The organism is Streptomyces lucensis JCM 4490 (assembly GCF_014650035.1).
Classification (GTDB): Bacteria; Actinomycetota; Actinomycetes; order Streptomycetales; family Streptomycetaceae; genus Streptomyces; species Streptomyces lucensis.
On the sequence record NZ_BMUE01000008.1, the window covers coordinates 1 to 12665 of the forward strand.

The following is a 12665-nucleotide window of genomic DNA, read 5'->3' on the forward strand; positions in this document are numbered from 1 at the left end:
CCCTCCGGGACCGGATCCGCTCCGCGGATCGAGTTGGGTCGTCGGTGCGGTGTCCCGATCGCTCCGCGATCGTGCCTCCTCCCCGACTCGCCTTCTCTTTTCAAGTCCAACATGACTGGGGTGCAGGTTAATTCGGCTAGCAGCAGGGGGCGGCGAGCGTTGGCCTACCCGACTGGGTGCTTGGTGACGGCTCGTCAGTTACGACTAGAACGTCGAGCCGTGCCAATCCTGTGGACCGCTGCTTCCTTGTCTCCAAAACTTTGGAGTATTCGAGTTCTGCCACTCCCCCGCTCACTGGAGAATGGGACCCGGGAGCGGGCGAACGCGTCTGCTGTCGCACTGAGCTCAGCGGCCAAACCTCAGCCGCTTGATGGTCCGATGGTCCCAGGAGCACGGACCAGATCGATGCCGTGCTCGGCAAGGGTAGCGGACACCAACTCTTCTTGCTCTGAGGGGAGTTGATCATTGTTCAGCTTGGTGCGGACCTTGGCGAGCCAGGGACCGATCATGACACGGTCGCCGTCCACCTCGATCCACTCCCGGGCGCCGGGGGTGCGTCCCCACCGTGCCACGAAGAGCCCGAGGATCTCGGTGGTTTGCGCGAACGTGCGCCGCCGCGATGTGCTCGGCCTGCCCGCGGCGTGTTTCTGTTCCAGGAGGGCGCGGTCGGGGGTGATTCCCATGCGGGCGAGCAGGTCGCGCTGGCCGGGGTCGAGGTCGGGCCAGCTGGTGAGCTGGCGGTGTAGCCAGCTGCCCGCCTTCACTCCGTGGATGACCGTGTCGCGGCGCAGCGTGCTGGGGTGGTTGCCGGCTTCCAGGTGGCGGCGCAGCAGATGGTACTTGCGATGCCAGTCGGGGCCGTAGGGGAGTTTCCAGTCTGGGTCGAGGGCTGTGAGCTGGTTGTCGCGGTCGAGGGTGAGGCGGTCCTTTCGGGCTAGGGCGCGCTGGTCGGCAAGGAACTGGCCGCCGGGTAGTTGGGTGGGGATGGCAAGGTGGCCGTGTTCGGCGTGGAAGGCCTCGACGGTGGCCAGGTGGCCTTGCCAGGTGGCCTCGTGGTCGTCCCAGATCATGCCGAGATCCTCGAGCTCGGCGATCCATGCCGGATCGAGGGCGCCTGCCTGGTAGGCGGTGCGTTGGCCGGTGATGAATTGCCCCAGCCGGTAGCCGTAAGCGTCCTCGTAGTCGGCGCTCACGCGCAGGTGGCTGTGTTCGCTTTGGTAGCGGATGGCGGCGGCTAGGCCAGCGCGGCGGGGAGCAGACAGGACGGCGCCGCTGGAGGGCCACACCAGCAGGTCGAGGGCGCGGGCGATCGCGGTGGGGTCGAGGGTGTGGTCGAAGCGGAAGCGGCGGGTGATGTAGGTGTGGGAGTCGCGGGCGGGATGCTGGTTCTTGGCCCGGGGGGTGCGGGCGGCGATGGTCTGGTCGTGGTGGCGCAGGGCGGCGGTGACCAGCCAGAGGGCTTCGTAGGGGGTGCCGAGGAGGTCGGTGGGGTCGGTGCCGGGCGGGATGTAGGCGGGGATGACGAGGCTGGCTGTCTTCGTCTTGAGGGTGGGTGGTTTGCGCAGGGCGCGGCCGAGCGCTTGGACGATGCGGCGGACGCTGGCGGTGCGGTCGGCGAAGACGACGGCGTCGACGGCCGGCAGGTCGACGCCTTCGCCTAGGACCTTGGCGTTGGCCAGCACGCCTCGCTCGGCGTTGCTGAAGCGGGCGATGGTGTCGGCGCGCCGGTGGGGGCTGTGGGTGCCGTCGATGGACTGCACGACGACGTCGTCCGCCCAGTCGGGGCGCAGTTCGTCGGGGAGGGTGCGCAGGGTGTGGGCGAACTGGCGGGCGAAGTCGGCGGCGTCGGCGATCTGCTGGAAGTAGACGAACACGTGCCGCAGGTCCTGCTCGCGCATGGCTTTGAGGATGGCCAAGTGAAGGGCGGTGGTGCGGCGCGCGGTGGGCCCGGCTTCAGGATCGGTGAGCGCGTTGTGCAGTTCAGTGTCGGTGACGGTGGGGACGACGAGCTGGTAGTCGGCGAGGACACCGTCATCGATGGCGTCGGCGTGGGAGTAGGTGTGTAGGCGGGGGCCGAAGATCTGCGGCTGGTCCATGGTCGCCAGCAGGGCTGGGTCGTCCCAGGCGGGTGCGGTGGCGGTGGTGCGCTTGGGTTGCGCTCTGGTGGTGGGCGGCTCGGTCAGGCGGGGGGCGTCCCACACATAGGGGGTGGCGGTGAGGTAGAGGCGGCGCTCGGCAGGGATGCGCTCGTTGTCGTGCAGCGCAGTCCAGTTCTTCTCCCAGGTGCCGGCCGTGGCGTGGGCTTCGTCCACGACCAGCAGGCCGAAGAGGGGGGCGGGGAAGATCGCGGAGTGCTGGGCCTCTTCGATCTTGGACAGCGAGTCGTAGGTGAAGAAGACCGTCGCTTTGGGGTGGCGGCCGAGCCAGTAGGCCAGGTACTCCCCCGCGTTGGCCGAGTCGACCTCGGCCTCGGCGAGCAACGGGTGGGAGGCGGCGCGTAGCGAGGAGACGGTGATCATCGGCTCGCGGCGGCCGTCTGCGCGGGCGGCCGCTGCCCACTGTGCGACCAGGTCCAGGCTGGGCACCGCCACTGCCAGGTGCCGCACGCCGAGTTCCTCGGCTACGCGCAGTGCGAAGAGGGTCTTGCCGGTGCCGCAGGCCGAGACGGCGTGCCCGCGGGTGCGCGGGCGGCGCAGGTGGCGAACCGTGTTGGCGAGGCCCTCCTGCTGGTCTGTGCGCAGGACCAGACGCCCGGGGTGTTCTGTTGCGGTGGGACTGGCGGTCATCGCGCGTTTCCTCGGCATGCAGGAGGGGCTGACTCGCGTTCATTCTCGCGTACAGCAGGGGTGCGGCGCAGTGTCTCTGCTCTGGCGGGGGCGCGCTGCCAGCCCATGCGCGCCCCATGATCAGTGTTGTCGGATGTGGATAGGGGACGACGGCTCGGGGCTCGGGCTTTCTCCGCTTGGTTTCAGGCAGCCCGGCGGAAGGCTGTCTTGCGTGGCGTGGGCAGGCGCAGAAGGTCTTGCAGGGGCGTGCCGTGTTCGGCCCACCGGCGCAGGCGGTCCCGGTCGATCCAGTGCACTTGGTGGCGTTCGCCCCATGTTTTGGCGTCCCGGGTGAAGGAGCCGTTGGTGACCACGACTGCGATATCAGCTCCGTGCGCGGGGCCTGCGGTGCCTTTGACCTGGTACATCACTGAGGAGCCGACCTTGCCGGCGACGGTCGTGTGCTTGGCCTGCAGGACGATTCTGCCGCGTTGGCGGTCTTCGCCGATGACGTCTGCGGCCTGGTCTCCTTGTCGGCCGACCTGCCGTGCGTTCCAGCCGTCCCGGAGGAGCAGGTCACGTAGGGCGAACTCGAAGGCCCGGTCGTCCATGGCGTCGAGTTGCGCGAGCGTGATCCGGAGCCGGGCCAGCGTCTGGGCCCGCACCTTCCGGGCCTGCAGCTCACGGATGAACCGCCAGGCTGCGTAGCCGAGGGCGAGAGCCGCGAGGACGGCGAGCCATGGCCAGATGCGGACGGCTGCCTGCCATGTGGCTGTGGCGATCTTGGCCAGCAGCCAGAGTGCGGCGCAGGCGACGGCCGCGGCGGCGGCCTGTTCCCTGCCGCCGCGGGGTGGGCGTAGCCGGGGCGAGCGGCGGGGCATCAGTGGCCCACGCTCGCTGACACTGATGGTGTAGGGGTTTGCGGTGTTGTCGGGGAGGCCTCTCCGAAGCCGATGAGCTGGCTCCATAGCCACACCACCGCGATCAGCCCTGCGATCGACCAGCCGCTCAGTTTCTTCGCGCTGGGGCGGGGTTTGCGTCGGTAATGACTTCGCACCTTGTAGTAGCCCTCGGGCGGCTTCGCCACTGCTTCCTCCTCCGTGTCGTCAGGCCGCCAACTGCGGTCTGATCTCTGGGAATTGGTGTAGCAGCGGGCACTGACAAATCCGCCGGTTTGATCAGCGGAGGCCTTGGCAGTGCCTCGAAAACGCGCCGTGACGCGGTCACGGGTCCGGCGGTGTTCGAACATGCGGGACAGTGGTTCTCGGATCTGCGGAAACTCCTGTCATGCGGACTGGACTGGCGTGTTCTGGTACGGCTGCGGTGGCCGATGCAGGTGCTCATGCACCGCAGTGCTCTGTTTCCGTCACTTCGATCACATGCAGAAATGGCATGAAGCAGTACGTGTTCGATGCGCTCCTTCTGGGAGGCAGGTCGGGTGCCTTCAGGATGGGCGGCTTTCGACGCGGGAGCGCTGTGGGGCTGCCTTTCTCGGCGGGGCCGAGAGGGGTACAGGCAGCCCCGGCGGTTGTGGCTACGCCTTGGGCCGACGGCAGGTTGAAGATCAGTGAGTGTGCGCGGCCTGGGGCTTGCGTTTCGTCGGCGAGGGCGGGTCCGGCGTCCGTCGTGGGGTCATTCGGCCGCTTCGGTCAGGTGGGTGAGGGTGGAGCCGTCGATGTTCTTGGAGATGTACAGGCGTTGGGTGATGCGGCGGCGGAGTTCGGGGACGTGGCTGATGAGTCCGACGGTGCGGTCGTGGGCGCGTAGGGAGTCCAGGACGTCGAGGACTTGGTGGAGGGTGTCTTCGTCTAGGGTGCCGAAGCCTTCGTCGATGAAGAGGGTGTCCAGTGCCTGGCCGCCGGCTTCGGCGGTGACGATGTCGGCCAGGCCCAGGGCGAGGGCCAGGGAGACGTAGAAGGATTCGCCGCCGGAGAGGGTGTCCGTGTGGCGTTTGTGTCCGCTCCAGGCGTCGAGGACCTTGAGGTCCAGGCCCGATTTGGCGCCTCGGGCAGCTCTGTCGTCGGAGTGGACGAGGGTGAAGCGGTGGTGGGACATGCGTGACAGGCGGGTGTTGGCGGCGTCGACGACGTCTTCGAGACGGGCTGCCAGGACGTAGGACTCCAGTTGCATGCGGAGCTGGTTGCTGGGGGAGCTGCCGCTGATGAGGCCGTGGAGGTGATCGACGGTGCGGTAGGCGTCCTCGAGGGGTTCCAGGCGCTGGATCTGGGTGTCCAGCTGAGCGGTGAGGGCGGCCAGGGTGGTTGTCCGGTCGGCGGCCTGGGTGGCGAGGGCTGCCGTGCGGGTGTGGGTTGTGGTGGCGGTGTTCAGTTCGGTGACGGCGTGCTCGAGGTCGGCGGGTGGCTGGGTGATGGCTGCCTGCAGTTCGGGTTCGGCGAGCCGGGCGGTCAGTACGAGGCGCTGTTCACGCCAGTGGGTGATCTCTTTGTCGATCGCGGTGAGTTCGTCGTCGGGCAGGCGGGCGGCCGAGGCTTCGGCCGGGGAGGTGAAGCCTGCCGCGTGGGCTGCCTGCTCGGCGAGAGCGGCGGCGCTGTGGCGGTCTGTGGCGGTTGTTGTCACGGTGGCGGCGCACGCGGCGGCGGCCTCGAGGCGGCTGGCGTGCTGGGTGAGGGCGGTGATGCGGTCGGCGAGTGTGGCGTGCCCGTTGAGGGCGGTGGCGAGGCGGTGGGTGAGCTCTTCGCGCTGCGTGTGCAGGCTGTCGTAGGTTGCGTCGGCGGCGCCCAGGCGTGCGGTGGCGGTGTTGCGGGTGTGCTCGGTTTCGGCCTGTTCCTTTTCCAGAAGGGCGAGTTGTTCGCTGGCCGGTCCGGCGTCGGATGCCTGGGAGAGGGCGTCGGCGAGGTGTTGTTCGAGGGCGGTGCGGTGGGCGGTGAGGTCGGCGAGAGGGGTGTCGCCGCCGGCTTCACCGCGTGCCGTGGCGGCCTGTTCGTTCAGGTGGGCCAGGGCCTCTTTGGCCTTGTTCTCACTCTGCTGGGCGCGGGTGTGGGCTGCTTCGGCGGCCTGTTCGTCGGCGGCGGTGGGCTGGCCTGGCTGGGCAGTGGCGGGTGCGGGGTGGGTGGGGGAACCGCATACGGGGCAGTCTTCGCCGTCGACGAGCCGGTCGGCGAGTTCGGCGACGATGCCGTCCGTGCGGCGGCGTCGGATGTCGATGTACGTTTTCGCGGCTTGCTCGGAGTCCTTCTCGGCCTGGCTGAGGACTTTGTGGGCGACGCTGATCTGCTGGTCGAGGGCGTCACGGCGCCTGGCGGCTTCCAGCTGCTTTTCAACGAGGTTGAGGGTGGGGGTGAGTTCGCGGCTGGTTTCCTGCGCGCTGCGGGCGGCTTCCAGACGTGCGGCAAGGTCGGCGCGGCGTTGTGGAAGGGCGTTGAGCCATTGCTGGGCGTCGGTGAGGGTTTCGGTGAGCTGCTGGCGCTCGCGGTCGAGTGCGGCCAGTTCTGCCGTGTGGCGCTGGAGGGTGGCCTCGTCGGGCAGCAGCGCCTGGACAGCGCCGGTGTCGGCGTGCAGCTGCTGCGCGGCGTGAGTGAGGCCAGCGGCGTCGAGGGATGTGTGTTCGGGCGGCAGCAGGGCGCGGGCGCGGCTGTCCTCGTCCAGGGCACGGGTGTGCTCGCGGTCGGCGGTGTGCGCGGTCTCCAGGACGGATTGCAGTTGCTGGGCTTTCACAGCGCGGTCGCGGCGTTCGGCAAGGAGGTCGTGGCGGGTGGCCTCCTCGTAGAGCAGGTCGAGCTCGTGTGCGGTGGTGCGGTGGGCCTGCTGGAGACGGTGGAGGTCGCGGACGGCCTGTTCTGTCAGGCGGGCTTGCGCCAGCTGCTGCTCGGCGGTCTCGGTGGCGGCGTCGGCAGCGTACTGGCGGGTGAGGGCTTGGTGGTGCAGGGCGCTGGCCCACGCGCGGGCGGGTGCGGTGAGGGTGGCGGGGTCGTCGGCCCGGGGGGCGATCTGGGCGGGTTCGAGGTCGTCGCCGGCTGCCTGCTTGATGCGTTCGGCCAGGCGCAGGACGTCTGCGCGGGCCTCGTCGCGCGTCTTCGCGGTGAGGGTTTTGCGGTTGGCGAGGAATTCTTCGATGAGGCCGAAGCGACGGGTGCCGAAGAGGGTGCCAAGCAGGATGCGGCGTTCAGATGCGTCGGCACGCAGGAACTTGGTGAACTCGTTCTGCGGGAGCAGGACGACCTGGCAGAACTGCTGCCGGGTCAGGCGCAGGAGGGACTTGATCTCTTCTGCGGCTTCCCTGTGGGACTTGATGACGCCTTCCCACCGGCCGTGTCCGTGTTCGTCGAGGACCCACTGGTGCAGGTGGGTTTCGGCCTTCTGGTCGACGAGTTCTGCGCTGTTGCGCAGGTGGGGTCGCTTCTGGGCGGGGATCCTGCGGATCTGCAGGCGCTTGCCGGCCAGGGTTAATTCCAGGGTCACTTCGGTCAGCAGGTCCGCGGGAGCGTGATCGCTGCGCAGCCGCATGTTGCGTTCGTGAGGCGGCAGGCCATACAGGGCGAAGCAGATGGCGGCGAACAGGGTGCTCTTGCCGGCGCCGGTGTCGCCGTGCAGGAGGAACAGGCCGTCGGCGGACAGGGCGTCGAAGTCGACGGTGTGCCGGCGGGCGAAGGGGCCGAAGGCCTGCAGGCGCAGGGAGTGCAGACGCATGTCAGACGGTTTCCTTCTCCTGGGCGCGCACGCGCATGTCGTCGACGGCCTCTTGCAGGAGGCCTGCCTCTGCGGTGGTGGGTGGGGTGCCGCGCACGGCGGTGATGAAGTCGTGGGCGATGTCGAGGTCGCCGCGGCCGCGTACCCGTTCGCGGTAGGTGGGGCTGTCGGTGGCCTGTGCCGGGATGCCAGCGGGTACGTGCCGCATGTCCAGCGTCTTGGAGAAGCGCTGTCTGAGTCGTGCCATCGCCTCGTACGGCAGGGCGGTGTCGGTGAGGGTGACCTGCAGCCAGGCTTCGCTGAGAGCTTCGTGCGCGGGGTCGGTCAGCAGATCCTCGATGCGGCCGGTCAACCGGGCCAGCGGCAGATGGAGGTCGGCCAGGATGTTGTGGCGGGTGATCGTGGGGGCTCCGGCGGCCGGCAGGTCGGCCAGGGTGATCGATTTGGTGTGGTTGGCCTCGGAGAAGGAGTAGGCCAGTGGGGAGCCGCTGTAGTGGATGCGGTCGTTGACGCTCTGCGGGCGATGCAGATGGCCCAGGGCGGTGTAGTCGATGCCGTCGAAGAGGTCGGCGCCGGCGTGGGCGACTCCGCCGACGCTGATGTCGCGTTCGCTTTTGCTGGTGGTGGCACCGGTAATGAAGGCGTGGGCGAGGACGACGGAGCGGGCGCCCGGACGGGTGGCGAGGTCAGTCCGGATGCGGTCCAGTGCCGAGGTGAGAACGGCCTGGTGGGAGGCTGTCTCTGCGTCCAACTGGGTGCGTACCAGGGCGGGCTCGAGGTAGGGCACTCCGTAGACGGCGACGGGACCGTGCTCGTCGTCGAGGAGGACGGGGCGGGCAGCGTCGGCGGGGTCGGTGCGCAGGTGAACGCCGGATTTGGCGTACAGGCCGGAGCCAGTACCGAGACGGTGGGCCGAGTCGTGGTTCCCGCTGATCATGACGGTGGGGATACCAAGGTCGGCAAGCTGGTGCAGAGCCCGGTCGAACAGACGTACCGCGTCCAGGCTCGGAATGGCACGGTCGTAGATGTCGCCCGCGATCAGCAGGGCGTCCACCTTCTGGGTGCGGGCGGTGGCGCAGATGTGGTCCAGGACCTTGCGCTGGTGGTCGATCAGATCTTCCCCGTGGAACCGGCAGCCGAGATGCCAGTCCGAGGTATGCAGGAACCTCATGGGCACAGACCGTAACCAGAGTGGTGGGAGCTACGGGCGGTTTTCCCGATAAACGGTCTTGTTTCGGAGGCTTGGGGCACGTGAGGGAAAGGTTTCTTCGTATGCGCCGCCGGGTGGCGGAGCCGGACGCGGCTCGCAGGGTGATTGTCAGTGGCAGGAGGCAAGATAAGCAGTGGGGGAAGGAGGATGTGATGTCGTTATCGCGTTCTGCCAGGACCGAGCACACTGTGGCGCCCGGGGGCTGCCGGTGGTGCGGAATCGAAGCCCGCGCGCACGCGCGGCAATGGACTGCGGAGGCCGGATGGCACGCCTGGACGGCGCCGACCACTGAGCAGCGCAAGGAGCGCATGCTGCAGCGGCGAACGCAGCAGCAGGTCAGCAGGCGAGGGCCTGCACCTCGGTGAAGATGTCCCGTAGCTGCTGGGGGACCTCTTCGGGGGTGGTGAGCATGGACACCAGTGCGTAGAGCATGTCGGCCTTGCCGTTGGGGCTGCTCTCTGCGGCCTGCTGTTTGATCATGTAGAGGATGCGCTCGCTGAACTTGCCGCCCCGGTGCTCGCTGAAGTCGTCGGCGCTCCAGGGCTGGCCCTCGGGGCGGGGCCAGTGGGCGTTGGCGGCGGCTGCCCACTGGAGGTCGCTGAAGAGCTCTTCCAGTTCGTTGTAGCCCTGGCTCTCGCCGACGTACGAGACCTGCTTGGTGAGGTCGAGACCGGCTTTGATGAGTTTCTCGGTTTTGAAGTGCTTATTTGCGCGGCTGTCGGCGTCGACCATCAGCATGACGGTGCGATGGTGCTTGACGAGGTAGCCCGCGAGGTGGAGTGCTCCTTCGTTGTTGTCGCAGGCCCACAGGGCGATGCCGGCCGCCTGCAGGGGCAGTCCCTGCGAGAGGCGGAAGAGCAGGGGCACGCACTGCTGCTCGGTGGGGCCTTCGACTGCCAGGAAGCAGCGTTCGTGCAGCAGGACGGAGTTGCGCAGTCCCACCGCGGCGGCGATCTGTCCGAGGTGGAAGTCGATGCCGTCGTGGGTGTCGCCGTCGAGGCGCTCGACGAGGGTGCGGCCGCTGTCGCTGAGCTTGAGGTGGACGACGTCGGCGATGTCGACGCCGTCGATGAGGTTCATCGAGTGGGTAGCAACGATGACGCTGACGTGGGGCAGGGCGCACTGCTTGCGGATGATGTCCATGACGGTGCGCTGGTGGCGGTAGTCGAGGTGGGTGTCGGGCTCGTCGTAGACGACGATGGTCTGGGTGGGCTGCGGCTCGTCCTGCTCCCCCGTCGCGGCGAGTTCACTGCTTTCGAGGAGGCTGCTGGTCCACTCCCACACGGCGAGGGCGATGCGCCGGGTGCTGCCCTGGCCCGAGCGGGTCAGATCCACAGGCTCGCCGTCGGCCTTGGAGACCTCCAGCGGCGCTCTCTTGAAGCCGCCCTTGAAGGAGACCTCGGGCTTGACCTCCACGCCGACGAACTCACGGCAGTGCTGGCGGATGTGCCGGCACAGGGAGTCCGCTTCCTTCTCCAGCCGCTGCGTGATCTCCTTCTCGATCTCCCGGACCTGTCCCTGGAGGGTCTCGTCCTCCAGGTGGGTCTCGTAGCAGCTGCTCAGCGCGGTGCGCACCGCGTCGTCCGGGCTCTCGTCCTTGCCGCCGAACGCCAGCAGCCGCGGCAGCCGTGCCTCGAGGTCTTTCGGCAGCGGCTGCCACTGCTCGGTCTGCGGGACGGTCGCGGCGTGTGCGGTGAGCGCGGCCAGCAGGTCTTCCTTCAGCGTGCCCGACGGGGCAAGTCCGAACTCGGCGACCAGTTCGGTCAGGTCCTTCTTCATCAGCCGACCCAGGCCCTGCAGACGGCTGTCGGCGGGCTGCGATCCGAAGAACTCCCAGCACGCCGCCTCACCGGCCCGTGAGCGGCGCCGGATGCGGAGCTCCGCCGGTAAGGGGGCGGCGGCCTGCTCGACGGTGTCCAAGCGGAAGACGCCCTCCACCCATGTCTCCGCGCAGCGCTGTCCCTTGACGCCCTCGTCCTGCTGGTAGGTGCGGTCCTCGTCCGTCAGACGGTGCTCGCCCAGCAGGAAGGCCAGCGCGGCCAGGACCGCGCTCTTGCCGCCGTCGTTGCGGCCGGCCAGGATCGTCGGGCTGCTGACCGGGATGTCCTGCACATGGGTCAGCGAGCGGAACCCGCACGCGGAGAAGCGGATGAGGTGCACGGTCGAGCTGCTCCGTATCTCCCCGCTCCGCCGGGCGACGGGCAGGGGCGTGGCGTGCGGGCGTTACGCGTGCGGATGAGGCACCTGAGCACTCATCGCAGGCAGTCATCCTAGAGGGACACAAAGCAACAGCTCCCCCTTTTGCGCCAGTTAGCGTCTCCCTGCTGTGAGGCTCACGGTCGGGCGATCACTGTGCGTACAGGCCGGGCGCATGCCACACGGTGGTCATCTCACAGGGCAAGTCATCAGGACCACACCGTACGGCTGGACGGGCGTGACCTATGGTGGCCGAGGGAGAGGGGGCCGGGTGGGGAACGACAACGCTACTGGGACTGGCGCGATGAGCAACTGAAGGCCGGCGAGCGCGCCAAGGGCGGAGAACCGTGTCAAGTCTGCGGGGAGCCGGTCCCGGCCAGGGCGCACTGGAAGCACCGCGACCGGCACGTGTGCTCGCCCCCGCTGCAATCTGACTCTCAATCGGCGCTTCAACCGCCGCATCGAGCGCGGGGAAATCACCCGGCCGCCCGTGTTCTCGCCCGATCCTCAAGGCGCCCGGCCTGCGCGGGCGTTTCGCACTCTGCCTGCTGGCTCGCTCTTTCCGTATGAGATCCAGGGCTACTCGCCCAAGCCGGGCGACGTGGTGGAACGGCACGGTTCCGTCATCGCCGTCCACCGCGCCGTCGATCTGCCGGATTACGCCATCCCCTGGCAGGTGAGACCGCACAGCGGCAGCAGCTGGCAACTGGAGCAGGTGGCGCTGTCCGTCCACACGCAGACCGGCGCGGCGTTCTACTACCTGACTGACCATACGTGGACTCCGACGTCTTTGATCCTGGGAGCCTTCCTGGGCCTGAAGCCACTGGATGACACTTTCGGGCCCTTCGAGGCAGAGGGCGGGACGTGGCGGTGGTACACGGAAATCATCCGTGATGTGGACGAGACGGACCAGGAGTACACCTGGACAGCCTTCGTATGCGGCAAGGAGTCCGTGCCTCGGTTGTGGACACCCGCCTACGCAGCCCGGTCCGAGCGCCTGCAGCGCGTGTCGCGTGCGGCCGGCAGCTACGCCGCCCGGATGCGTGAGCTGGGCCTGGAGGCCACCGTCGAGCGTCTGGATCCTCTCGCGGTGTACGAACGCGACGGCTGGATCTGCCAGATATGCAAGACGGCCGTCGAGCGTGAACGGGCCTGGCCCGACATGTGGTGCGCAACCCTTGATCACCGCATCCCGCTCACCGCAGGGGGCGAGCACACGCTGCTCAACGTCCAGCTCGCCCACTGGATCTGCAATCTCCACAAAGGCGACTACTTTCCAGTGGACTTGTAGTCCGTCCGTCTGCCGGACGGCAGTCGGCCGGGCACGGCCAAGGAGGCCGACCAGTTCGCCTGGCGGCGACCGGAGCGGATCGCGTACCAACGTCGTTCGCAGAGGTCCGAACTGTACGACAATTCAGTGCCGGGCCTCTCGTGCAGCCCATCGAGTTGCGGACGGCGCGGGGTCGTGCCGACGCTCAGTCCGCGCACCTGCCACCCCCGGTCCCCGAAGCAGCCACGCCGACCACACCCCACCACCTTCTTCACTGTGTGCAGGGCTGAGCGGCCACTGAGGGGATGTCATGGCCCCGACACGCCCGCGTATCCCTGGTGACCTGTGCCGACGCGGCGGCGCCAGGCGGGAGAAAACAGATGGCGCGGTGAGGATCGTCCAGGGAACGCGAAAGAGCCCGGATCGTGTAGATCCGGGCTTCTTCGGCAGTAGCGGGGACAGGATTTGAACCTGCGACCTCTGGGTTATGAGCCCAGCGAGCTACCGAGCTGCTCCACCCCGCGTCGGTGTCCCCCACCGTACGCCATCCCAGCAGGCGCCGAAGACCACGTTTCGG

The 12665-nt window shown here is 68.3% G+C and carries 6 protein-coding genes and 1 tRNA gene; 1 reads left to right on the plus strand and 6 read right to left on the minus strand.

What is annotated here, in order from left to right; all coding sequences use genetic code 11:
- Positions 1 to 359 precede the first annotated feature (359 nt).
- The 5 genes from IE177_RS19115 to IE177_RS19135 all read right to left on the minus strand — a co-directional run bounded on the left by IE177_RS19115 (position 360) and on the right by IE177_RS19135 (position 10782).
- Entirely contained in the window at positions 360 to 2786 is a 2427-nt protein-coding gene (locus IE177_RS19115) for a DEAD/DEAH box helicase (RefSeq protein WP_190016574.1), read from the minus strand.
- A gap of 182 nt (positions 2787 to 2968) precedes the next feature.
- Complete coding sequence (locus IE177_RS19120) at positions 2969 to 3646, minus strand: restriction endonuclease (RefSeq protein WP_190016575.1); 678 nt, start codon at positions 3644 to 3646, stop codon at positions 2969 to 2971.
- 751 nt (positions 3647 to 4397) lie between these two features.
- Positions 4398 to 7412, minus strand: coding sequence for an AAA family ATPase (locus IE177_RS35460; protein WP_190016576.1), 3015 nt, complete (start codon positions 7410 to 7412; stop codon positions 4398 to 4400).
- A 1-nt stretch (position 7413) separates the two neighbouring features.
- A complete protein-coding gene (locus tag IE177_RS19130; protein WP_190016577.1) occupies positions 7414 to 8583 on the minus strand; it encodes an exonuclease SbcCD subunit D in 1170 nt (389 codons plus the stop codon).
- Between the two features lie 375 nt (positions 8584 to 8958).
- Entirely contained in the window at positions 8959 to 10782 is a 1824-nt protein-coding gene (locus IE177_RS19135; RefSeq protein WP_055625384.1) for an ATP-dependent nuclease, read from the minus strand.
- Positions 10783 to 11308: 526 nt separating this feature from the next.
- Here IE177_RS19135 and IE177_RS19140 point away from each other — a divergent pair.
- Positions 11309 to 12109: an HNH endonuclease gene (locus tag IE177_RS19140; RefSeq protein ID WP_190016578.1), complete on the plus strand. Its 801-nt coding sequence runs from the start codon at positions 11309 to 11311 to the stop codon at positions 12107 to 12109.
- A gap of 429 nt (positions 12110 to 12538) precedes the next feature.
- On the opposite strand, the gene IE177_RS19145 is transcribed toward IE177_RS19140, so the two are convergent.
- Positions 12539 to 12612: transfer RNA gene (locus IE177_RS19145), tRNA-Met, on the minus strand.
- Between the last annotated feature and the right edge of the window lie 53 nt (positions 12613 to 12665).